The organism is Sphingomonas sp. Leaf62, assembly GCF_001421915.1.
Classification (GTDB): Bacteria; Pseudomonadota; Alphaproteobacteria; order Sphingomonadales; family Sphingomonadaceae; genus Sphingomonas.
Map to the genome: position 1 here is coordinate 356,659 of NZ_LMLN01000028.1, position 22,205 is coordinate 378,863.

Below are 22,205 nucleotides of genomic sequence, written 5' to 3' on the forward strand. Positions count from 1 at the left end.
GGTGCCGCCCAATTCCACGCCAGCCACGATGGTGTCGGAATGCATTCGGTCCTCTCCTTCAACTGGCCGGCGTTGTGCCGCACCACCGCGCGACATCGCAAGTAAAGCGCGCCACCGGAACCGGCTAACGTCTTTCACAATCGTTTGCAACGTTTGAATATGCGCGGATATTTTGCTGGCGGACCGCAAGATTTTGTTCGTACAAGCAGCCGCATGGAGCAAGATGCACAGATATCGCGGGTGCGAACCATTGCCGATCTGGCGCGGCTGGCGGGCGTGTCGCCGGGCACCGTATCGCGCGCGCTCGCGGGCAAATCGTTGGTGAATGCGGAAACACGGGACCGTATACAGGCGCTTGCCGCCGAACACAGCTTCCGCCCCAACCAGATGGCCAGCAGGTTGCGGACCCAGCGTACCGGGGTGATCGGCGTGGTCGTGCCGCTCGGGCATGAACGGCGCCAACATCTGTCGGACCCGTTCTTCATGACGATGCTTGGGTTTCTGGCCGACCGGCTGACCGAGGACGGTTATGACCTGATGCTGTCGCGGATCATTCCCGACGCGACCGACTGGCTGGAGCGGATCGTCGATTCGGGCATGATGGACGGCGTCCTGCTGATCGGTCAGTCGGATCAGGTCGATACGATCGAACGCGTTGCCCGCCGCTATCGCCCGCTCGTCGCTTGGGGCAGCAGCGATCTGCCGGGGCAGGTGCATTGTGCGGTCGGCTCCGACAATATCGCCGGCGGCAAATTGGCCGGCGAGCGCCTGATCGCGCGCGGCGCGCGGCGCATCGCGTTCCTTGGCGAACTCCGCGCACCGGAAATACGTCAGCGTTATGAAGGCGTTGCATCGGCTATGGCGACTGCGGGCATTGAACATCCGCCACTCCAACTCGACACCCACCTAGCCTCCGACATCATGGTGCAGGAAGTAACAGCGCATCTTGACCGCGTCGGTGGCGAGATCGACGGCATCGCGGCGGCGTCCGACGTGATTGCGCTGACGACGCTGCGGGTGCTGGCCGATCGCGGCATCCGCGTGCCCGACGACATGCCGGTCGTGGGATATGACGATCTGCCGCTGGCGCTCAGCGCGATGCCGCGCATCACGACCGTGCGACAGGATATTGCCCGGGGTGCCGATGCCATGGTGTCCGCGCTGTTCCGTCGTATCGCAGGGGAGGATGCACCCTCGGTCATGATGCAGCCGGTTCTGGTCGAACGGGATTCCGCGTAAAGGGCAGGGGCATCAACGCCCTTGCGCAGGCGTGGCCGGCGACGCTATCGCTGCGCCCGCAGGTGGGGCCTGTAGCTCAATGGTTAGAGCTGGCCGCTCATAACGGCTAGGTTGCGGGTTCGAGTCCTGCCGGGCCCACCAAATGCCTGCTTGCGTCGCGGCCGATACCGGCCTAGGCGCAACTCCTCGTCGGGGAGTGGCGCAGTCTGGTAGCGCGCCTGCTTTGGGAGCAGGATGTCGCAGGTTCGAATCCTGTCTCCCCGACCAACTGACACTAAGTTATTGATTTCACGTCGCCAACCCGGCGATCGGGAACCGTAGTACCCACGGTTGTACCCCTCGCTATACCCATTGGGGGCGATGACGTGGGATGCCGAACCTGAAACTGCGCGGCGGCAGCTATTATTGGCGGCGGAAAATCATGGTGGCCGGCCAGCCCCTTCCGCTCTCGATTTCGTTACGCACCGGGAATTTTTACCGCGCCCGCCTTATATCTGACCGACTGAGCGTCGCAGTCGAGGGTTTGCGCATGGCCTATGGTCAGTTCAGCGGCATGAGCCGCGAGCAGATGAAGCAGGTGTTCAGCGATGCCCTGCGCTAGCAGTTGCAGCTGATCGAACAGGATCAGACCGGCAGCTTGGCGGACCCGGGCGATCACGCCACGGCCAATTCGCTTAATGCCGAGCCCTGGGAGTTGCTTGCCCGCGGCGGGGGCGCAGCACGCTGGACGCTCGACGAGCATCAGCGCCTCGTTGCGAACGGCTGGAACCCGCGCAGGCCAAGGCCGTCGCGAACATCATCTTCGATCTCCAGAATGGCGGCACCATCTCCGGTGAACAGCTGGCGGACTATAGCGCGGCCTTCGGCTTCCCCGTCACGGCGGACAATGTTGGGCGCATTCAACGCCTGATCTGTAAGGCCAGGGCCGCGGCGTGCCGCGAGGCGACAGCGTGGCTATCCTGGCGCAAGGACGAAAGCGAGGCGTGGATCGACGAAGCACTCGGCGACGACGCCCCCTTCGCTTTCGGACGATCTGGGCCCGCCGCCGCGCCAGAGGTCGTCACGCCTGTCCCGTCTGCCCCGGCCGTGGAAGACGAACCGACGCCGCCCCCGATCCGTCCGAAGAAGGATCTGGTCGACGCCAGCGAGGACGCGATCGCCGAGCACCAGAAGGCCGGCGATTGGGACACCGACACGGTCAAGCAGGTGCGGACCGCGATCCGTCTGTTCGATTACCTGCTTCTGACGGAGCTGCCCCCCCCTCTACGTCGGCAATTGCGTAGTTTCCGAGGCTCGGCCCTCAAGCCTGTAGCGGCTATCCCAAGGTTTCCTTAGCGGGAGTCCGGCAAGTGCCCGAGCGGCTCATGCCGTCCGCCGCTGCTCCGAAAATGATCGGACACTATGATGCACATACAGGGGCCGGCCGTAGCCCAGGGCGGGCGGCATGCCGTCATCCTTTGTCATCCCGATCCGCACAGTTTCAACCGTGCGATCGCCAACTGCTATTGCAAGGAAGTTCGCGCGGCCGGGCAGGAAACGGTGCTGCGCGACCTGTATGCCATGCAATTCGACCCCGTACTGTATGCGAACGAGCGACCGACCCTTGCAACACCGGTGCTGGCAAAGGATGTGATCGCAGAAAGGAATATCCTGTGGGGCTGTGACGTCTTCGTCCTGATTTATCCGATCTGGTTTGGTTCGGCCCCTGCCATGATGAAGGGGTATGTCGAGCGCGTATTCGGCGCTGGTGTATCGCCGGAAGACGTACGGCGTCAGGACCGCGGCGTCCTGCTCGGCGGGAAAAGGTTGCTGAGCTTCACAACCTCGACCTTGTCGCAGTACTGGCTCAGCGAAGCAGGGCAGGAAACCGCACTGACGACGATTTTCGACGACTATATTGTGCATGCGTTCGGCATGCAGGCGAAGGAACATATGCGGTTCGCGCAAGTCACGGGCGAAATGAGGCAACCGTCGGCAGAGCAGCATCTGGCGAGGGTTGCAAGACAGGCCAGGCGAACCTGCGGGCAGGTTGCATCCGCCGCGAGGAGGCCGACGTCCTAGGTGCGTCGAAGCAGCAGAGAACGTCGGTACTGCGTTATCGCCAACGTCCCGGCACTCCGGACTGTCACCCCTATGTAGATCCCGACTGTCGCGGTTCGCCCCGCCAAGGCGTATCGCGATGGACAGCCGGTCGAGGACGATCATTCCGATCGTCTGGCGCACCGATCAGGAGATCGCGATGTACACGGACCCGGACGAAGCCGCCTATTGCATCACGCGCATCGCCCGTTATCGGGCGCTGGCGGCGGCGTCGATCGACAGCGGCGCGCGCGCTTCGCATGCCGGTATTGCCGATGCGTATATCGATCGACTGACGTCGCTGACCAGAACACCGGTCCGGATCACGCCCGATGTGTAAATCTGGCGTCCAGCCGACGGCTGCCGCGTTTCGCGCCGAAGCGCTTGCGCGTTGGGATAACGAGGGCGGGGCATTGTCTTACGGCGCGACGGTCGTACCGCCCGTCGTCGACGCCAGGCATCACTTGTCCGATGATGAGCTGGTCCATTTGCGAAGTCAGGTGATCGCGCTGGAACAGACAATGATCGCAATGATGGCCGGCGGCTCCGACGACCAGCGCGCGTTGATCCACGATATGGCTGCGTTCGTTCGACCGCCGATGGATGCCGTGCAGGACCCGCTGATGATCCACGCTGGCGATCTGATGGATCATATGGCCGATCGGGCGACGCTCCTTGCCCGCGTTCTCGGCTGAACGGGCTTTAGGCGGTCGTCACAGGCGGCGCGTGAGATTGGCGAGACTGGCGACCGGCGAAACCTTGCCCGCGATATCGCCGCATTCCTGCTCCAGATCGGATCGCACTTTCTCTATCTCACGATCGGTCAGGTGTTCGATCCCGATGAATTGCGATCGGGCCGCGTCGACGGCCCGGATCAATTCGTCCAGTTTGGCCTGCATGGCCGCTGCATCTCGGTTCTGTGAGTTCTGGATCAGGAAGACCATCGGGAACGTGACGATCGTCGTCGCTGTATTCACGACCAGCTCCCAAGTGTCGGAATAGCCGAAGAGTGGCCCGGTAAACGACCAGAGGAGGATGATCCCGACCGCTGTCGCGAAGGCACCAGGTTGGCCGGCGAACCCGGCGATCCGCGTAGCGGCAACCGTGAAGAGGCGGTCAAGCATCGTCGGCACTCGAAGGCGAACCGGCGGGCCTTCGCGCAGGGGCGTCGCCATTGATCGACGCGGCGATCGCGACCAGCAGCGCGCGATCGCCGATGCCGCGCTGGAGCACGGTGTCGCCGTGACGCTCGGCCTCGGTCAGCATCGGGCTGCCGGGGGCAAGACCGTCGAGCAACAACGCCCTGCCGCGCCAGCCACTGGTCCGCATTTCGCGCAGGAGGGCAAGGCCGTCGATTGCTTCCATTTCCATGTCGAGAATGATGCAGGGATAGTCCCGTGCGCGTGGATCGGCGAGCAGGGCGGCACAGGTTGCGTACGACCGAACCGCATAGTCTTCGGAACGGAGCATCAGCTGTCGGGCGTGACGAACCGCAGTGTCCCCATCGACGAGCGAAACGCCGATCGCACCCAGCGACACGGCGCTGGTTTCATTCTGCATGCAAATATCCTTGGGTTTCTGGATGGATCGCATGCCGGCAAGGTCATGTCTGTACGTAGAAGACGAGGGCGCGGCCGGCTATCGCTCGGGTCCGTCGTCGCCGAGGCCCGCCGCGAACGCGATCCGCAGGACATCGGACAGACTATGCGCGGAGAGCTTGTCCATCAGGTTGGCGCGATGTACCTCGACCGTCCGCGTGGCGATGCCAAGCTCGAACGCGATCAGCTTGTTTGGTCGTCCCAGTACCATGCCATCCAGCACATCGCGCTCGCGCGGCGTCAACGCCGCCAGTCGAACGGTCGCCTCGGCGGCGGCGATCCGGCTGCGGTCGGTCCGTCCGGCGAGTCCCAATGCTTCGTCGATCGCCGCCAGCAGCGCAGTCCGTTCGAACGGTTTTTCCAGAAACTCTACCGCGCCGGCCCTTACCGCGCGTACTGCAAGCGTCACGTCGCCATGGCCGGTCAGCATGATGACGGGCAGCGCGATACCCTGCCGGGCAAGCCTTGCCTGTATCTCCAGCCCGTCGATCTCCGGCATGCGGACGTCGAGCAGCGCGCAGCCGCTGGTTTCGCGGGTAACGGAGGCGAGGAATTCCGGGCCGGACACATAGCTCTTGACGCTGTAACCAGCCTTGCGAAGCAGGAAGCCAATCGACTGCCGGATCGCTTCGTCGTCGTCAACGATGTGGACCGTGCGGGCGGGATCAGACATCGCCGCCGCCTGCCAGCGGAACGCAGAAATGGAAGGCGGTTCCGGACAAAGCGCCGGCTTCCGCCCAGATCCGGCCGCCATGCGCTTCGACGATCGTCCGGCAGATCGACAGGCCGAGGCCCATGCCATCCTCCTTGGTCGTCGCGAAGGCTTCGAACAACCGGTCGCGAATGTCCGGGGACAGGCCGGTGCCCGTATCGGTCACGGTCACCCGCATCCAGCCATTGCGATCGGCCGCTGTCGCGATGATCAGCTCCTTGCGCGGCGACGACGCCATCGACTGAATTGCGTTGCGGATGAGGTTGACCAGCACCTGCTGGATCTGGACGCGGTCGACCAGCACCGTGTCGAGCCCCGCCGCGATCGTCATCGTCACATTGACCCCCGCCTCATGCGCGCCAAGCAGGGCAAGGCTGGTGGCTTCTTCCACCAGCATGTCGAGGCGTTCCGCCTTGAACCCGGTGTCGCCGCCATCGACGAATGCACGCAGCCGGTGCACGATCGTGCCGGCACGAAGCGATTGCGCCGCGGCGTGGTCGAGGGCTTCGGCGATCTCGCCGAGCAGGACATCGCTGGTATCGCCGATCATAGAGCGCATCGTTTCGAGATAAGCGGCGATGGCGGTCAGCGGCTGATTGATTTCGTGCGCCAGCGTCGAGGCCATCGTCCCCATCGCGCTGACGCGGGAGACATGGATCAGTTCCGACTGCAGTTCCTGCATCCGCCGTGCGGTTTCGTGGCGGTGGGTCAGGTCGCGAACGAAGCCGGTGAAGATCCGCTCGCCCGCGATCACGGCCTCGCCAACTGCCAGTTCGATCGGGAAGTTTTCGCCATTGGCGCGTTGTGCCGTCGCGAGGCGGACATTGCCGATATTGTGGGGAATGCTGGTCCGCAGATAGGTTCGGAGATGGCCGTCATGCTGGCGTCTGTCGGCAGGCGGCATCAGCATGCTGACATTGCGTCCGATCACGTCGGCCTTGACATAGCCGAACAGCCGTTCGGCAGTGGTGCTGAACGAGGATACGATGCCGCGTTCGTCCATCACGATCATGGCATCGGGAACGGTCGCGAGGATCGAGCGCAAATGATGTTCGCGCCGGACGACTGCCGCTTCCGACGCCTTCTGGTCGGTGACGTCGCGAATGACCTTGCCGAAGCCGCGCAATGCGCCCGCATCGTTGCGAAGCGCGGTGATCGTCACGCTGGCAAGAAACTCCGACCCGTCCTTGCGAAGCCGCCAGCTATCCTCCTCGATGCGGCCCAACGCCGCCGCCCGGATCAGGTCATCGGCCGGTTTTCCGACGGCGACATCGTCGGGGGTGTAGAAGATCGCGGAATCGACACCGATGATTTCCGCCTCGGTCCACCCCTTCATTCGCTCTGCACCACGGTTCCAGATCGTCACCCGCCCGTGCGCGTCCAGCATGTAGATCGCATAGCCCATCGCCCCGTCGATCAGCAGGCCCAGTTCCTCGGCCACGACCGCATTCCGGCGGGCGACGGCGTCGGCATCCGGTACGCTGCCGCAGGGCAGGGCGTCGTTCACGACGGCGGCGCGGTCTGTTTGCGGGTATGAAGATCGATCACGGGACGGGACGCCTCCGGCCGGGTCGTAACCCGAACCATCGGCAACCCATGGCGGCTCAACGCATCGCGACGCGATCGGGCGCAATATCAGGCCAGCGGCCGGAGCAGCGTCATGGTGATCTCGCCAGCAACGAGCAGCGAGAGCACGCTACCTCCGATCGAAACCCGTCGGTTGATATTGGCAATTGGCTGGAGAAAGGCGTGGAGTGCGTGGATCATGATCGTCATCCTCGATGTCTGACGGTGGCCTGCTCCATATGGCGGATCGATCCTATTGCGGTTTCACACATTGTCGGATGGACGCGAAGGCAAGCACGGCACGGGGATTTGCGCGGTCCACGTAGTTCCCGACGCTGGCGTCACACTCATAACCCGCTATGTCCGGCGTGTCGCCGTGTCGGCTCGTATTCAGATCGGGGTGGCAACCCATGTCGATGAACACGCCTATTTTGACAGAGATATTCCATGTCCGCTGACCCGCATCGCGAGGGGCATGTCGTCAACCGCATCGGATGGCTGCGTGCGGCGGTTCTGGGTGCCAATGACGGGATCGTTTCCACCGCAAGTCTGGTGCTCGGCGTCGCAGCCGCGAACGCCCGGACAACCGACATCGTGATCGCCGGCACTGCCGGACTGGTGGCGGGGGCGATGTCGATGGCCGCGGGCGAATATGTCTCGGTCAGTGCCCAGGCCGATACCGAACATGCGGAGATCGGGCGGGAGCGGCGCGAGCTTGCCGTCGATCCGGTCGGTGAACTGGCCGAGCTCGCCGGGATCTATGTCGAAAGAGGCGTCGACCACGCGACGGCGGTCGCGGTCGCTACGCAATTGATGGCGCGCGATGCATTGGGTGCGCATGCCCGCGACGAGCTGGACCTGACGGTGGGCGCCCGCGCCCGGCCGGTACAGGCAGCGCTGGCGTCGGCCGCGAGTTTCACGGTAGGCGCGGCGATGCCGTTGCTGGCAGTCTTTGCGATGCCGGCCGATCGGTTGATCGCGGGGGTGGCTGGTTCGTCGCTGCTGTTCCTGGCGGTTCTGGGGGCGCTGGGGGCGAGGGCGGGGGACGCCGCGGTATGGCGCGGCACCTGCCGCGTCACCTTCTGGGGGGCGTTCGCAATGGCAGTTACCGCCTTGATCGGTCATCTGATCGGCGGAACGATGTGATCGCATCTTTTGGCGGAGGTGGTCGTCACCAGCCCGGATCGCAGCTGCGTAATTTCCGATGCTGATGCCGGCTCGTTCCGGTCGATAGGGTCCGTTCACCGCTTGCGCCCGACCCGCCGGGATCGCGCAGGGTCGGCCGTCAGCATCGGATACGACTCATGATGACGATCACTCGCGCGACCGACGTCCGGAGCCGCGACAGGTCCGGCGCCATCGCCAGGCAGGCGTTCGGACTGTTGCTCGCCTTGTTGGCGCCAACCACCGCGTCTGCGCAGACCCCGCCGGTCGTCGTCGCCGATGGCCGGATCGAGGCGCTGAAGCCGGGGGGAATATCTTTGGGCACCCGGCATTTCGCCCGAGGGTCCGGTCACGATCATCGTCAGCCTCAAGACCCAGAAGGCCTATGCCTATCGCAACGGCGTAGCGATCGGCATGTCGACGGTTTCCACGGGCGCGAAGGGGTTCGCGACGCCAACAGAGGCCTTCGCCGTCCTTCAGAAGGACGCGGATGACGTGTCCAACCTGTACAAGGACGTTGCGATGCTGTTCATGCAACGGCTTGGCCGGGGCAGGGNCGCTTTTGGAAAACTGCCGTTCGGAATCACCCGAATGGGCATCACCGTCGTTATCCCCAACGACCCGCTGGTTCCGGTGATCGTTCAGGCCGGGACCCCCGATCGGCCCTGTTCTTCCATTTTAAGGAAATGACGATGAGAAACTACATTCCGGTTGCTGCCGCAGCTTTACTCGGGACAGGACGCGAACAAGCCCAGCTTCTGCAATCGGTGATGCTGTGACTACCCGCGCGGCAGCGCCATCTTCGAACAGGATCGCATTTATCGGCGCCGGCCATGTCGGTGCGACTGCGGCCTACGCAACGATGCTTCGTGCTTTGTTTCACGAAATCGTTCTGATCGACAGCAATGAAGCCCTGGCCGAAGCGGAAGCTGCCGATATCACGGATGCGAATGCACTGGCGAGACCGGCGCGGATCTGGGCTGGATCCTACGCGGACGCTGCAACGGCCGGGATTGCGGTCATCACCGCCGGGGCGGCGTCGCATGGCGGCGAAAGCCGCCTGTCCTTGGCTTCTGCCAGTGCGGCGATCGTAATCGAGTGCGTACAGCGTCTGGCGCGTGCCGGGTTCTCCGGGGTTCTCGTCATCGCTTCAAACCCGGTCGACATCATGACGACGCTGGCAATCCGCCATGCTGGACTTCCCCGGCATCGGGTGATCGGGACCGGAACGCTTCTCGACACCAGTCGCCTCAAGCAGGTTCTGTCTGCGGCGCTCGATGTATCGGCCAGCGCCATCGAAGGGTATGTTCTCGGCGAGCACGGCGATAGCGAGGTTGCCGTATTTTCAAGCGTTCGGATCGGCGGGCAATCGCTTCACGACTTTGATGACGCTGCCAAAGCGTTGGATCTACCGGCGATCGGAGCGCAAGTCCGTGACGCGGCATACGGGATCGTCCGAGGCAAAGGCTTCACATCATTCGGTGTCGCAACCGCCATCGTGCGTATCTGCGAAGCCGTTGTCCGCAACGAGCGTTGCGTGCTGCCTGTCAGCACATGGATCGATCGGCATTTTGGTCATAACGAACTATGTTCGAGCTTGCCGTGTATTATCGGTTCCGGCGGTATCGAACGCGTTATCGTACCGGCGTTGGATGCGAATGAGGAAGATGCGTTGTCATCCTCAGCTCGAAAGCTCGGGGAGGCACTTGATGCATTGGACGATGCAACAAGTTAGTAACTAGTAAAGAAAACGAATATTTTCAAATTCTACCTGCACGTGCCGTGTCATTGCATCCGATAGATCGAATCCGACGACAATTATGCTTACCTGACTCAGGTAACTTCAGCGTGGCTGGTACGTCGGGTCTATCTATCCGAGACAGAGCGTGCGTCTTTGAACGTCGAAATGCATCGACGATCCACCCCCGATGCAAAGGAGATTTCAGCATGTCCGTAAGGGGGCGGTTCAAGCGGGAGGCCGTCCCCCTGCTGGTGCCGGATGTCTGCCAGAAGGCGCATGGTTGAGGGGACAGCGATGCGGGTCATGCAGGTCGCGAGATGGTCGGCTTCGATCAGCCTGGACCGGTTCATTTCGCATTCCCCGGATCTGTCACCCGAGAATTTTGGAAAGGAGGTTGGTCCTTGGGCGGCTTCAGCGTCTGGCAAAGCGCCGGTCGTCCAGAACTGTCCGTGAACATACTGGAGCGTATAACAACTGACAATTACCCAGATCGCTAAGGCAATGGCAGGATGCTGCTAAGTGCTTGCAATCGCTGGTGACCCCTACGAGAATCGAACTCGTGTTTTCGCCGTGAGAGGGCGACGTCCTAACCGCTAGACGAAGGGGCCACTTGCGGGGAGGAGCGCTCGTACGCCGCAATGCGGACAGCGTCAAGCAGTGCCGCGTTGGTTTCACGACGGTTGCCGACGTTCATCGCAGCGAAACCTTTTGCCCGTTGCGGAATTGAGCCGACAACCTCTTCGAACAAAGGCATTCGTCATGGCCAAGGCTGTCCCACTGTTCCTGTCGCTCATCCCGCTGGCTGCCGTAATCGGAACATGTGTCGTATGCCCGTGATGGGGCGCCGCTGACCAGCGTCGTTCAACAATCGGCGCAAACGAAAAGGCCGCCGGATCGCTCCGGCGGCCTTTCGCTGTTGGTCGACGCGAAGGGGATCAGCCCTGCGCTTCTTCCGACGCTTCGTCGCGGGCGATTTCGCCCGGCTCGGCGTTGGGGTCATAGTCTTCGGTGAAGCCGGCGTCGTCACGCTCGAACATCGACGCCATGACGTCGACGCCCTGCGACTGCATCTCGGCTTCTTCCGGCGAACGGGCAACGTTCACCTTCACGATGGTGACGACTTCCGGGTGCAGCGCGACCTTGACTTCGTACAGGCCGATGGCCTTGATCGGACGGTCGAGGACGACCTGCGACTTGTCGACCTTATGGCCGTCGGCGACGAGCGCTTCGACCAGATCGCGAACCGCGACCGAACCGTAGAGCTGGCCAGTGTTCGACGACTGACGGATCAGCGTGACCGAAACGCCTTCCAGCGTCTTGGCTTCGGCTTCCGCGTCGGTGCGACGGGCGGCGTTGTCGGCAACGATCCGCTCGCGGTTCGCCTCGAACACCTTCTTGTTGGCTTCGTTGGCGCGCAGCGCCTTCTTGCGCGGCAGCAGGAAGTTACGGGCGAACCCGTCCTTTACCTTCACCACGTCGCCGATGGCGCCGAGCTTCTCGACGCGTTCCAGCAGAATGACGTCCATGTCGGGCGCTCCTTACTTAACGATGTAGGGCAGCAGGCCCAGATGGCGGGCGCGCTTGATGGCCTGGGCCAGTTCGCGCTGCTTCTTCGCGCTCACCGACGTGATGCGCGACGGGACGATCTTGCCGCGTTCGGACACGAAGCCCTGCAGCAGACGAACATCCTTATAGTCGATCCGGGGAGCATCCTTGGCGGAGAAGGGGCAGCTCTTGCGGCGGCGGAAAAACGGACGTGCCATGGGTGCTGTTCCTTACGCTTCGACTTCGGCCGACGGCTCGCGCTCACGGCGCGGACCACGGTCGTCACGATCACGGCCACCACGACGGTCGCCACGCTCCGAGCGCTCGCTCTTGCGCATCATCACGGTCGGACCTTCTTCATGGGTGTCGACCTTGACGGTCATGAAGCGGATCACGTCTTCGTTGATCTGGGTCTGGCGCTCCAGCTCGGCAACGACATCGCCCGGCGCGTCGATTTCGAGCATGACGTAATGCGCCTTGCGGTTCTTCGCGATGCGATAGGCGAGGCTGCGCAGGCCCCAGGTTTCGGTCTTGACGACCTTGCCGTTCATGTCCTGAACGATCTTGGTGGCGGTTTCCGCCAGCGCGTCCACCTGCGCTTGTGCCAGATCCTGGCGCGCAAGGAACACGTGCTCATACAGAGCCATATTCTTTTCCGTCTGTTGGCCGATCGCTGACGTCGCGCCAATCGCGAACGCCCCTCCGGCTGTCGTCTTCAAATGCAGTCCGGGGCGGCGGTCGCCCGTCACCCCGAAGCAGACGCCCTTAGCCGATTGGCCGTGAAACGCAAGCAGTCTTGCGCCCGATCACCCGGAGCGACTAGGCCGCGCGAAAGATTTCGGCAGGAGCATATGATGCGCGCATTCATCTTTCCAGGGCAGGGTAGCCAGTCGGTCGGCATGGGTGCGGCGCTCGCCGCCGCCAGCCCGTTTGCCCGCGAGGTGTTTCAGGAGGTCGACGAGGCGCTCGGCCAGCATCTGTTCCGCCTGATGGCCGATGGTCCCGATGCCGAACTGATGCTGACCGAAAATGCGCAGCCCGCGATCATGGCCAATGCCATTGCGACCCTGCGCGTGCTGGAGCGTGAGGGCGGGATGCGGCTGGCCGACAAGGCGGATTGCGTCGCGGGCCACTCGCTGGGCGAATATACCGCGCTGTGTGCGGCCGGTGCGCTCGACCTGTCGACGACGGCGCGGTTGCTGAAGCTGCGCGGACAGGCGATGCAGGCGGCGGTCCCGGTGGGCGAGGGGGGCATGGCCGCGCTGCTGGGGGCCGATCTGGTCAAGGCGCAGGCATTGGCCGAGGCGGCGGCCGAAGGCGAAATCTGCACCGTCGCCAACGACAATGATCCGTCGCAGGTCGTGATCTCCGGCGCGAAGGCCGCGATCGAGCGCGCCGTGCCGCTGGCGAAGGAAATGGGGATCAAGCGCGCGGTGGTCCTGCCGGTGTCGGCACCGTTCCATTGCCCGCTGATGCAACCGGCGGCCGATGCGATGGCGGCGGCGCTGGCCGATGTCGCCCTGTCGGCACCGGTCGTGCCGGTCTACGCCAACGTCACCGCCGCACCCGTCGCCGATCCGGAAGCGATCCGCAAACTGCTCGTGGAACAGATCACCGGCATGGTTCGCTGGCGGGAATCGATCCTCGCGATGCAGGAAGCGGGTGTCAGCGACTTCGTCGAACTGGGCGGCAAGGTGCTGGGCGCAATGGTCAAGCGCATTGCCCCGGACGCGACGGCGACCAGCGTAGTGGCGATGGCTGATATCGAGGCGCTGGTCGGGCGGTTGTAAGTTTAGGATTCAGTTTCACGCGAAGGCGCCAAGGCACGAAGATGAGGGATCGGGAGGATATCTGCCGCGACATCGTCGACGTCGCACTTCGCCTGCACCGCGAGTTGGGACCCGGGTTGCTGGAAAGCGTCTATGAAATGCTGCTTGCCGGTCGATTGGCGGCGATGGGATATGACGTCGTCCGGCAACATCCGGTCGACGTCATGTTCGATGGCATTCGGTTTGAGGCGGCATTTCGGATCGACCTGATCGTCGACGGATCGATACTGGTCGAGATCAAGTCGGTTGAACGGCTGAGCGCCGTTCACGCGAAGCAATTGCTGACGTATCTCCGCCTCACCAAGCAGCCCATCGGGCTGCTTCTCAACTTCGGCGGCGAAACGCTCAAGGAGGGGCTGCGCCGGATCGTCAATGACTATCGCCCCTCCGCGTTTTCGCGCCTTCGCGTGAATCAAAATCAGGAAGACTGACCAATGTTCGACCTATCGGGAATGACCGCCCTCGTAACCGGTGCCAGCGGCGGGATCGGTTCCGCCATTGCCAAGGCACTCGCGGCGCAGGGGGCGCGGCTTGCGGTGTCGGGTTCGAATGCCGACAAGCTGGACGCGTTCCGTGACGAACTGGGCGGCGACCATGTCGCGATCGCCTGCAACCTGTCCGATGGCGCTGCCGTCGACGGCCTCGTGCCGCAGGCGGTCGCCGCGCTCGGCAAGCTCGACATCCTCGTCAACAATGCCGGCGTCACCCGCGACAATCTCGCCATGCGGATGAAGGACGACGAATGGGATCAGGTGATCCGCGTCAACCTCGAAGCGGCATTTCGTCTGTGCCGCGCTGCCGCCAAACCGATGATGAAGGCCCGGTTCGGCCGCATCGTTTCGATCACCTCGGTCGTCGGACAGACCGGCAATCCGGGGCAGGCGAACTACGCCGCGTCGAAGGCCGGCCTGGTCGGCATGTCGAAGGCGATGGCCGCCGAACTGGCCAGCCGCGGCATCACCGTCAACTGCGTCGCGCCGGGCTTCATTGCGTCGGCAATGACCGAAGTGCTGCCCGACGCGCAAAAAACCGCCCTGCTGACCAGGATTCCGGCCGGGGCGTTGGGCACGGGCGATGACGTTGCCACGGCGGTTGCCTATCTTGCCAGCCGGGAGGCCGGGTATGTGACCGGCCAGACGATCCATGTGAACGGCGGGATGGCGATGATATGAGCATGATGCTGATGGCGGCGATGCTGGCGACCGGCGATGCGAATGTCGTCCGCTGCGTCGCGACCAAGATGCCGAAGGCCGACATGGCGCGTCTGCAACAGGGCATGATCGTCGGCGTGCTGGAGGGCAAGAAGCCAGCGCCCGCGACGGAGGCTCTGGTCAAGAAGGTGCGCGCCCACGCCGCCGCCTGCCAGCCCGGCACTGGCAAGGCCGATGCCCGTGCGGGCGAGATCGTCGTCACCAGTATCGCAGTCGAAGCGCTGGCGTCGGGTCTGAATGCTAAGGGTGTCGATCCGATCGCCGTCAACCGACAATTGAGCCAGACGCCGCCCGCCGTTCTGAATGCGTTTCTTGCGCGCAAGCAAACTGCGCAGGTCGACAGCTTCATGAGCGGCATGATGAATCTGGCCGGCGCGCAAAAGGGTGATACGCGAGTGCAGCGGCTGATGGGCGGCTATGCCTACAACGCCGCGACTCTGGCGCGATTGTTCGCTGCGAAGGCATAAGCCACGGACTTGCGCCGGAGCCGGACGGGCTTTAGGGGCGTTCAGGTACGATACACCCCGGATGTGAAGAGGGAATGAATATGAGCGAGACCGCCGAACGCGTGAAGAAGATCGTCGTCGAGCATCTCGGCGTCGAAGCGGAAAAGGTCACCGAAGACGCGAGCTTCATCGATGATCTGGGCGCGGACAGCCTCGACATCGTCGAGCTGGTCATGGCGTTCGAGGAAGAGTTCGGCGTCGAGATCCCCGACGATGCCGCCGAGAAGATCACGACCGTCAAGGACGCGATCACCTATATCGACGAGCACAAGGGCTGATCCGGCGGGGACGGCCCCGCCGTCCCGCTGCCTGGCCACAGTTTCACGGCCCCCCGTCCCGGCGAACAGCCATGGGCGGGGGGTCGTTCGTTAAGTATCTGAACGGAGAGTAATGCCATGCGCCGCGTAGTCGTGACCGGCCTCGGCCTCGTGACCCCGCTGGGTGCCGAGGTCGAAACCGCCTGGAAGAACCTGATCGCCGGCAAGTCCGGTGCCGGTCCGATCACGCATTTCGATGCGTCGAACCAGAAGTGCCGGATCGCGTGCGAGGTAAAGCCGGCCGACCATGAATATGGCTTCGATCCGAACAAGCGCGTCGATCACAAGGTTCAGCGGCAGGTCGATCCGTTCATCATCTATGGCATCGACGCCGCCGGGCAGGCGCTGGAAGATGCCGGTCTGACCGAGATGGACGAAGCGACGAAGCTGCGCGCCGGTGTCTCGATCGGGTCGGGGATCGGTGGCCTGCCCGGCATAGAGATCGAATCGGTCAACCTGCACGAGCGTGGCCCGGGACGCGTCAGCCCGCACTTCGTCCATGGTCGCCTCATCAACCTGATCTCCGGTCAGGTCTCGATCAAGTACGGGCTGATGGGTCCGAACCATTCGGTCGTCACCGCCTGTTCGACCGGGGCGCATTCGATCGGCGACGCGGCGCGGATGATCCGCGACGACGATGCCGATATCATGCTGGCCGGCGGTGCCGAAAGCACGGTCAACCCGCTCGGCGTCGCCGGCTTCGCGCAGGCACGCGCGCTCAACATGAGCATGAACGACCGCCCGACCGAGGCTAGCCGACCCTATGACAAGGGCCGTGACGGCTTCGTGATGGGTGAGGGCGCGGGCGTCGTCGTGCTCGAGGAATATGAGCACGCCAAGGCGCGCGGCGCGAAAATCTATGCCGAGGTCGTCGGCTACGGCCTGTCGGGCGACGCCTATCACGTCACCGCCCCGCATCCGGAGGGCAAGGGCGCGGAAATCTCGATGCGCATGGCGCTGCGCAAGGCGGGGATGGAGCCGTCGGACATCGATTACATCAATGCCCATGGCACCTCGACCATGGCCGACACGATCGAACTGGCCGCCGCCAAGCGCGTGTTCGGCGACGACTTGTCGGGTGCGTCGATGTCGAGCACCAAGTCGGCCATCGGCCATCTGCTGGGCGGGGCCGGCGCGGTGGAAAGCATCTTCTGCATCCTCGCGCTGCGCGACCAGATCGTTCCGCCGACGCTGAACCTCTACGACCCGGACGAGGGGACCGAGGGGGTCGACCTCGTGCCGCATGTCGCCAAAAAGCGGCAGGTCCGCGCGGTGCTGAACAATTCGTTCGGTTTCGGCGGCACCAACGCGTCGCTGGTGATGAAGGCGATCTGACGCGATGCGCCGGATCGGTTGTCTTGGCCTGATCGTCGGATTGCTCGCCATCGGCGCGCTGTTCCTCGTGATACAGAGCTGGGGCGGGGCCGGTCCGGCGCAGCGCACGCTGACCGTGACCGTACCGCAGGGCGCGAGCCTTGCGGCGGCGGCGGAGGAACTGGAGGCGGCGGGCGCGATCCGCTCGGCGGGGCGTTTCCGCCTGTTCGCACGGTTTCTCGGCGGCGACGAACCGATCCGCGCCGGCGAGTATCGGATTCCGAAGGGGTTGAGCCAGGCCGACGTCCTGAAGCTGTTGCAGGGCGGTCGCACGCTGCAACGCTTCGTCATGGTGCCTGAAGGCTGGCCATCGGTGCTGGTGCAGGAAGCTGTCGCCAGGGCGCCGCAGATGGAAGGCACCGCGCCGCTGCCGGGTGAGGGCAGCATCCTGCCCGACAGCTACAGCTATGCGCGCGACGGCGACCGTGCCGATCTGGTCGAGCGGATGCAGGCGGCGATGGATCGCTATCTCGCCGCCGCCTGGAAGAAGCGCAAGCCGACGACCGTCGTCAAGTCGCCGCGCGAGGCGCTGATTCTGGCCTCGATCGTCGAGAAGGAAACCGGCAAGCCGTCCGAACGCCGGATGGTCGCCGCGGTCTATTCCAACCGCCTGCGCGCGGGCATGCGGCTACAGGCCGACCCGACCGTCATCTATCCGATCACCAGGGGCAAGCCGCTCGGCCGCCGCATCCGCAAGTCGGAATTGCAGGCGAAGAACGGCTACAACACCTATGCCTCGGCGGGCCTGCCGGTTGGGCCGATCGCCAATCCGGGCAAGGCGTCGATCGACGCGGTGCTCGATCCGGCGGAAACGAAGGCGCTGTATTTCGTCGCGGACGGCACCGGCGGGCACGTGTTCGCCGACACGCTGGCCGAGCATAATGCCAATGTGAAGAAGTGGTACGACATCCGCCGCGCGCGGGGCGAGATGTAGTACCCGAATCCTCCCCATTCATGGGGAGGGGAACCATCCGAAGGATGGTGGAGGGGGTGGTCCGCGCACGCTGACGTTGCGAGTGTGGACGCCCCCCCCCCCCCCCCCCCCCCNACCAGCTGCGCTGGTCCCCCTCCCCGCGGAGCGGGGAGGATTTTACGCCCGCAGACCCGCCGCCGCGTGCGCGCGGGTTTCGGTTTCGGCATGGGTCGCGCCGACGATCCAGCTGCCACCGACACACAGCACCGGATCGAACGCCAGCCATTCGGGCGCGGTCGCTTCGGTGATGCCGCCGGTCGGGCAGAACTTCGCCTGATAGAAGGGCGCGGCGAGCGCCTTCAGCGCCTTCAAACCACCCGATGCTTCCGCCGGGAAGAACTTGAAATGCGTGAGGCCAAGGTCGAGGCCGCGCATGATATCGCCGGCATTGGCGATGCCCGGCAGGAACGGGACGCGGCTGTCGATGATCGGGCGACCGATGGTTTCGGTCAGGCCCGGCGAGACGATGAACTCGCTGCCGGCGTCCATCGCCTGCTTGAACTGATCGGCGCTGACGACGGTGCCGGCACCGACGATCGCGCCGTCGACCTTCTTCATCTCGGCAATGGCTTCCAGCGCGGCCGGGGTGCGCAGCGTCACTTCGAGAACGCGCAGCCCGCCCTTGACCAGCGCCTCCGCCATCGGGCGAGCGTCGGCGGCGTCGTGAATGACCAGGACCGGGATGACCGGGCTGGTCTGCATGATGTCGGCGATGGTGACGGTCATCGAGCGTGCTCCTGTGCAAAGGCGGCAGCGGCCCCGAACAGGCCGGGCTGGGGATGGGTGATGAGCTTGACGGGGATACCCGCCATCAGCGTCTGGAAACGGCCTTTCGAGGTGAAGCGGGTGCCGAATCCCGATTCGAGCAGGTGATCCTTCAGGCGCAGGCCAAGGCCGCCGGCGATGACCACCGCCTTCGCACCCTGCGCCAGCGCGAGGTCGCCGGCAACGGCACCAAGCGTCAGGCAGAAGCGGTCGAGCGCTGCGACGGCGATGCTGTCCGTGCCGTCGAGCGCGGCGGCCCAGATGGTCTTGTCGTCGCTGTGCGGCACCGACACGCCCTCGATCTCCGCCAGCGTCTCATACCACGCGACGATCGACGGCCCGGCACAGGCGCGCTCGTTCGATCCGCGGCCATGCGCCTTGCGCAACCGCTTGAGCAGCGCATCCTCGATACCGTCGAGCGGGGCGAAATCCTGATGCCCGCCTTCGGTTTCGAGGACATGATACCGCTCCGGGGTCCGCAGCAGTTGCGCGACACCCAGACCGGTGCCCGGACCGCAGATCGTGACGACGCCGCGCGTCGGCAGCGGACCTTCGGGACCACACAGATGGATGAAGTCGTCCTGGTCTACCTGCGCCACGGCATGGCCGACTGCGCCGAAATCGTTGATGATCGTCCACGTTTCGACGCCGAGCCGTTCCTGCATCAACGGCGGACGGATGATCCACGGATTGTTGGTGAACTTGATTAGCGTGTCGTTGACCGGCGAGGCGACCGCGAGGCTGGCGGCGGTGGGCAGCGGGCGGCCGAGGGTGCGCTCGAACGCACGCCATGCGAGTTGCAGGCTGCCATGTTCGGCGACCTTCTGCGTGGTCGGTTCGCCCAGATGGACCACCCGGCCGTCCTCGACCTCGGCGATCGCGAAGCGGGCGTGCGTGCCGCCGATATCTACCGCAACGACTTCCATGACCTCTCCCCTATATTCCTTTTGCGTATCCCCGCGCAGGCAGGGATCCAGAGTTGCGCAGGTCGACGCTGGTGGCTCTGGACCCCCGCCTGCGCGGGGGTACGTTTACCTGTCGTCCTACAGCCCCGCCGCCGCGAGCATCGCCGAACCGCCGGCTTCCGCCTCGCTCGCGCCCTGTCGCATCATCGCAAAGAGTTCGCGACCGGTGCCGTCCGCTGCGGGGGGGGTGGGCGCGTGGTCGCGCGCGGCCCATTCCTCCGCCGGAACCAGCGCCGCCAGCGTATTGGCATTCGCGTCGAGGCGGATGACGTCGCCGTCGCGCAGCTTGCCGATCGGCCCGCCGCCCAATGCTTCGGGTGAGAGGTGGATCGCCGCCGGCACCTTGCCGGACGCCCCGGACATGCGCCCGTCGGTGACCAGCGCCACGCGGAAGCCGCGATTCTGAAGCACGCCCAGCGGCGGGGTCAGCTTGTGCAGCTCCGGCATGCCGTTGGCGCGCGGCCCCTGATGGCGGACCACGACCACGACGTCGCGGTCGAGTTCGCCGGCCTTGAACGCCGCCTGCACCGATGCCTGGTCGCTGAACACGCGGCAGGGCGCTTCGATGACCCAGCGATCGGGGTCGACCGCCGACACCTTGATACAGGCGCGGCCGATATTCCCTTCGAGGATGCGGAAACCACCTTCGGGCGCGAACGGGGCGTCGACGGTCCGGACGATGGTGTCGTCGCCGCTCACCGGGGCATGGTCCTTCCAGACCAGCTTGTCGTCCTCGACGGTCGACTGGCGGCCATAGGCGGCCATGCCGTCCTTCGCGATGGTCAGCACGTCGCTGTGGAGCAGCCCGCCGCGCAACAGTTCGCGAATGACGAACGACGGTCCGCCGGCATCCTCGAACCCGTTCACATCGGCCGACCCGTTGGGATAGACGCGGGTGAGCAGCGGCACGACTTCGGACAGGCGGTTGAAGTCGTCCCAGTCGATGACGATCCCGGCACAGCGTGCGATCGCGGGCAGGTGGATCAGGTGATTGGTCGACCCGCCGGTCGCCAGCAGCACGATCGCGGCATTCACGATCGCCTTTTCATCGACCACCCGGCCGATCGGGCGATAATCGTCACCGTCCCAGCCGATTTCGGCGAGGCGGTGGACAGCGTAGCGGGTCAGTTCCTGCCGACGCTTGGTGCCCGGATTGGCAAAGGCGGCATCGGGAACGTGCAGGCCCATCGCCTCGACCATCATCTGGTTCGAATTGGCGGTGCCATAGAAGGTGCAGGTGCCCTTGCCATGATAGGCGGCGATTTCGGCGTCGAGCAGTTCCTCGCGCCCGACCTTGCCCTCGGCATAGGCTTCGCGGACCGCCGCCTTCTGCTTGTTGGGGATGCCCGATCGCATCGGACCGCCGGGGATCAGCACCATCGGCAGATGCCCGAAACGCAGCGCGCCCATCAACAGCCCGGGCACGATCTTGTCGCAGATGCCGAGCAGCGCCGCGCCCTCGAACGCGCCGTGGCTCAATGCCACCGCCGTCGACAGCGCGATCGTGTCGCGGCTGAACAGCGACAATTCCATGCCGGGAAAGCCCTGCGTCACGCCGTCGCACATCGCCGGCACCCCGCCCGCGACCTGCGCGGTCACGCCCGCTTCGCGCGCCCAGACCTTCATCTGTTCGGGATAGCGATAATAGGGGGCGTGCGCCGACAGCATGTCGTTGTACGCGGTGACGATGCCGATGTTCATCCGGTTGGCCGGACGCATCGCATCGCGATCCTCGTCTGTGCCGGCATAGGCATGGGCGAGGTTCGCGCAGCCGAGCATCGGCCGGTCGACGCCGCTTTCGCGCTCCCGGTCGATCAACGCGAGATAGGCGGCACGCTTGGTCCGCGACGCTTCGATGATGCGGTCGGTGACGGCGGCGATCGTGGCGTTGAGGGCCATTAGCGGCTCCAATGAATATCGACGGGAAGTTCGACTTCGGCCAGCACGCGGCCGATCGGATAGGCCGACGACGCGCCCTGATCGATCGCGCGTTCGAGCACCGATTTCTTTTCATCGCCGGTGATCGCGATCATCAGCGCGCGCGCCGAGGCGATCGCGGCGTGGCTCAACGTCACGCGGGCGACGGGTGCTTCGGGCGGCAGCGGGTCGGGCATGACACCCAGCGCGCGGCGTTCTTTGGGACCGGTCAGCGCCTCGGTCAGGTCGGGGCCGGGGAAGATCGACGCGGTATGGCCATCGGCACCCATGCCGAGCAGACAGAGGTCAAGCGGCCGGTGCAGGTCCTGCAACCGCGCATCGGCGGCGCGGCCGGCGGCTTTGTAATCCGGTGCCTTTTCGGCGGTCAGCGGAATGACTCGCGCGCCCTTGGGCAGGAACACCTTGGCAAGGCCGGTGACGTTCGACATCGCGTCGCCCATCGGCACGATCCGGTCGTCGGTGGGGACGATCGTCACACGCTTCCAGTCGAGCTTCGCCTTGATCAGCCGTTCATAGATCGGGGCAGGGGTGCGACCGCCCGCCAGCGCGATCACCGCCGCGCCGCGCGCGTCGATCGCCGATTCGATGATGAACTGGATATCGCCGGCCAGCGCGTCGGCGAATTCGGCGGGTTCGTCATATTCCCACCATTCGATCTCGGTCATGTGTCTCGTATCCTGCAA

The 22,205-nt window shown here is 64.6% G+C and carries 27 protein-coding genes and 3 tRNA genes; 16 read left to right on the forward strand and 14 right to left on the reverse strand.

Annotation, left to right across the window (positions count from 1 at the left end):
- Positions 1-213: 213 nt before the first annotated feature.
- From ASE91_RS13125 to ASE91_RS13135, 3 genes are all read left to right on the forward strand, one after another.
- Positions 214-1,239, forward strand: coding sequence for a LacI family DNA-binding transcriptional regulator (locus tag ASE91_RS13125; RefSeq protein ID WP_055995170.1), 1,026 nt, complete (start codon positions 214-216; stop codon positions 1,237-1,239).
- 65 nt (positions 1,240-1,304) lie between these two features.
- Positions 1,305-1,380: transfer RNA gene (locus tag ASE91_RS13130), tRNA-Ile, on the forward strand.
- A gap of 49 nt (positions 1,381-1,429) precedes the next feature.
- A tRNA-Pro gene (locus ASE91_RS13135) sits at positions 1,430-1,506 on the forward strand.
- 190 nt (positions 1,507-1,696) lie between these two features.
- Here ASE91_RS13135 and ASE91_RS19685 read toward each other — a convergent pair.
- Positions 1,697-1,981, reverse strand: coding sequence for a hypothetical protein (locus ASE91_RS19685; protein ID WP_156357832.1), 285 nt, complete (start codon positions 1,979-1,981; stop codon positions 1,697-1,699).
- Between the two features lie 344 nt (positions 1,982-2,325).
- On the opposite strand from ASE91_RS19685, the gene ASE91_RS13145 reads away from it, so the two are divergent.
- From ASE91_RS13145 to ASE91_RS13160, 4 genes are all read left to right on the forward strand, one after another.
- On the forward strand, positions 2,326-2,574 hold the full coding sequence (locus ASE91_RS13145) for a hypothetical protein (RefSeq protein ID WP_056626821.1): 249 nt from the start codon (positions 2,326-2,328) through the stop codon (positions 2,572-2,574).
- Positions 2,575-2,640: 66 nt separating this feature from the next.
- A complete protein-coding gene (locus tag ASE91_RS13150; RefSeq protein WP_235530478.1) occupies positions 2,641-3,300 on the forward strand; it encodes an NAD(P)H-dependent oxidoreductase in 660 nt (219 codons plus the stop codon).
- A 118-nt stretch (positions 3,301-3,418) separates the two neighbouring features.
- On the forward strand, positions 3,419-3,658 hold the full coding sequence (locus ASE91_RS13155) for a hypothetical protein (RefSeq protein ID WP_056626823.1): 240 nt from the start codon (positions 3,419-3,421) through the stop codon (positions 3,656-3,658).
- Positions 3,651-4,013: a hypothetical protein gene (locus ASE91_RS13160; protein WP_156357834.1), complete on the forward strand. Its 363-nt coding sequence runs from the start codon at positions 3,651-3,653 to the stop codon at positions 4,011-4,013. The genes ASE91_RS13155 and ASE91_RS13160 overlap by 8 nt, the downstream gene beginning before the upstream one ends.
- A gap of 18 nt (positions 4,014-4,031) precedes the next feature.
- Here the strand turns inward: ASE91_RS13160 and ASE91_RS13165 are convergent, their stop codons facing one another.
- From ASE91_RS13165 to ASE91_RS20870, 5 genes are all read right to left on the reverse strand, one after another.
- Positions 4,032-4,442: a low affinity iron permease family protein gene (locus tag ASE91_RS13165; RefSeq protein ID WP_056626829.1), complete on the reverse strand. Its 411-nt coding sequence runs from the start codon at positions 4,440-4,442 to the stop codon at positions 4,032-4,034.
- Positions 4,435-4,878 carry a response regulator gene (locus tag ASE91_RS13170; RefSeq protein ID WP_056626830.1) on the reverse strand — a complete coding sequence of 148 codons (444 nt, stop codon included), beginning with the start codon at positions 4,876-4,878 and terminating at the stop codon, positions 4,435-4,437. Before ASE91_RS13170 ends, ASE91_RS13165 begins: the two co-directional genes overlap by 8 nt.
- Before the next feature lie 78 nt (positions 4,879-4,956).
- Positions 4,957-5,589 (reverse strand): response regulator transcription factor, encoded by a 633-nt coding sequence (locus ASE91_RS13175; protein ID WP_056626831.1) that lies wholly within the window; start codon positions 5,587-5,589, stop codon positions 4,957-4,959.
- Positions 5,582-7,135, reverse strand: coding sequence for a PAS domain-containing sensor histidine kinase (locus ASE91_RS13180; RefSeq protein WP_235530479.1), 1,554 nt, complete (start codon positions 7,133-7,135; stop codon positions 5,582-5,584). Before ASE91_RS13180 ends, ASE91_RS13175 begins: the two co-directional genes overlap by 8 nt.
- 128 nt (positions 7,136-7,263) lie before the next feature.
- Positions 7,264-7,395 carry a hypothetical protein gene (locus tag ASE91_RS20870; RefSeq protein ID WP_268795963.1) on the reverse strand — a complete coding sequence of 44 codons (132 nt, stop codon included), beginning with the start codon at positions 7,393-7,395 and terminating at the stop codon, positions 7,264-7,266.
- A 246-nt stretch (positions 7,396-7,641) separates the two neighbouring features.
- Between ASE91_RS20870 and ASE91_RS13185 the strand changes: the two genes are divergently transcribed.
- Both ASE91_RS13185 and ASE91_RS13200 read left to right on the forward strand, forming a co-directional pair.
- Positions 7,642-8,340 (forward strand): VIT1/CCC1 transporter family protein, encoded by a 699-nt coding sequence (locus tag ASE91_RS13185; RefSeq protein WP_056626834.1) that lies wholly within the window; start codon positions 7,642-7,644, stop codon positions 8,338-8,340.
- A gap of 793 nt (positions 8,341-9,133) precedes the next feature.
- Entirely contained in the window at positions 9,134-10,093 is a 960-nt protein-coding gene (locus ASE91_RS13200) for an L-lactate dehydrogenase (RefSeq protein WP_056626840.1), read from the forward strand.
- 539 nt (positions 10,094-10,632) lie between these two features.
- On the opposite strand, the gene ASE91_RS13205 is transcribed toward ASE91_RS13200, so the two are convergent.
- From ASE91_RS13205 to rpsF, 4 genes are all read right to left on the reverse strand, one after another.
- Positions 10,633-10,707: transfer RNA gene (locus ASE91_RS13205), tRNA-Glu, on the reverse strand.
- 327 nt (positions 10,708-11,034) lie between these two features.
- A complete protein-coding gene (gene rplI, locus ASE91_RS13210; RefSeq protein ID WP_056626842.1) occupies positions 11,035-11,625 on the reverse strand; it encodes a 50S ribosomal protein L9 in 591 nt (196 codons plus the stop codon).
- A gap of 12 nt (positions 11,626-11,637) precedes the next feature.
- Positions 11,638-11,862 carry a 30S ribosomal protein S18 gene (rpsR, locus tag ASE91_RS19705; protein WP_010543816.1) on the reverse strand — a complete coding sequence of 75 codons (225 nt, stop codon included), beginning with the start codon at positions 11,860-11,862 and terminating at the stop codon, positions 11,638-11,640.
- Between the two features lie 12 nt (positions 11,863-11,874).
- Positions 11,875-12,291 (reverse strand): 30S ribosomal protein S6, encoded by a 417-nt coding sequence (rpsF, locus tag ASE91_RS19710; protein ID WP_055997064.1) that lies wholly within the window; start codon positions 12,289-12,291, stop codon positions 11,875-11,877.
- Positions 12,292-12,498: 207 nt separating this feature from the next.
- Between rpsF and fabD the strand changes: the two genes are divergently transcribed.
- The 7 genes from fabD to mltG all read left to right on the forward strand — a co-directional run bounded on the left by fabD (position 12,499) and on the right by mltG (position 17,815).
- Positions 12,499-13,434 (forward strand): ACP S-malonyltransferase, encoded by a 936-nt coding sequence (gene fabD, locus ASE91_RS13225; RefSeq protein ID WP_056627202.1) that lies wholly within the window; start codon positions 12,499-12,501, stop codon positions 13,432-13,434.
- A gap of 41 nt (positions 13,435-13,475) precedes the next feature.
- Positions 13,476-13,904: a GxxExxY protein gene (locus ASE91_RS13230; RefSeq protein WP_055995001.1), complete on the forward strand. Its 429-nt coding sequence runs from the start codon at positions 13,476-13,478 to the stop codon at positions 13,902-13,904.
- 3 nt (positions 13,905-13,907) lie between these two features.
- Positions 13,908-14,645, forward strand: coding sequence for a 3-oxoacyl-[acyl-carrier-protein] reductase (gene fabG / locus ASE91_RS13235; protein WP_056626844.1), 738 nt, complete (start codon positions 13,908-13,910; stop codon positions 14,643-14,645).
- Complete coding sequence (locus ASE91_RS13240; protein WP_156357836.1) at positions 14,642-15,151, forward strand: hypothetical protein; 510 nt, start codon at positions 14,642-14,644, stop codon at positions 15,149-15,151. Before fabG ends, ASE91_RS13240 begins: the two co-directional genes overlap by 4 nt.
- Before the next feature lie 80 nt (positions 15,152-15,231).
- Positions 15,232-15,468 (forward strand): acyl carrier protein, encoded by a 237-nt coding sequence (locus ASE91_RS13245; protein WP_055760552.1) that lies wholly within the window; start codon positions 15,232-15,234, stop codon positions 15,466-15,468.
- 117 nt (positions 15,469-15,585) lie between these two features.
- A complete protein-coding gene (gene fabF / locus ASE91_RS13250; RefSeq protein ID WP_056626848.1) occupies positions 15,586-16,842 on the forward strand; it encodes a beta-ketoacyl-ACP synthase II in 1,257 nt (418 codons plus the stop codon).
- Between the two features lie 4 nt (positions 16,843-16,846).
- Positions 16,847-17,815 (forward strand): endolytic transglycosylase MltG, encoded by a 969-nt coding sequence (gene mltG, locus ASE91_RS13255; protein WP_056626849.1) that lies wholly within the window; start codon positions 16,847-16,849, stop codon positions 17,813-17,815.
- Between the two features lie 156 nt (positions 17,816-17,971).
- Here mltG and eda read toward each other — a convergent pair whose 3' ends face one another.
- From eda to pgl, 4 genes are all read right to left on the reverse strand, one after another.
- Positions 17,972-18,580: a bifunctional 4-hydroxy-2-oxoglutarate aldolase/2-dehydro-3-deoxy-phosphogluconate aldolase gene (gene eda, locus ASE91_RS13260; protein ID WP_055994986.1), complete on the reverse strand. Its 609-nt coding sequence runs from the start codon at positions 18,578-18,580 to the stop codon at positions 17,972-17,974.
- Complete coding sequence (locus ASE91_RS13265) at positions 18,577-19,545, reverse strand: glucokinase (protein WP_056626851.1); 969 nt, start codon at positions 19,543-19,545, stop codon at positions 18,577-18,579. Before ASE91_RS13265 ends, eda begins: the two co-directional genes overlap by 4 nt.
- A gap of 117 nt (positions 19,546-19,662) precedes the next feature.
- The gene (gene edd, locus ASE91_RS13270) at positions 19,663-21,483 is read right to left on the reverse strand and encodes a phosphogluconate dehydratase (RefSeq protein ID WP_056626853.1); all 1,821 of its coding nucleotides are present in this window, start codon (positions 21,481-21,483) and stop codon (positions 19,663-19,665) included.
- Positions 21,483-22,187, reverse strand: a complete 705-nt coding sequence (pgl, locus tag ASE91_RS13275; RefSeq protein WP_056626854.1) for a 6-phosphogluconolactonase — start codon at positions 22,185-22,187, stop codon at positions 21,483-21,485. The genes edd and pgl overlap by 1 nt, the downstream gene beginning before the upstream one ends.
- Positions 22,188-22,205 lie beyond the last annotated feature (18 nt).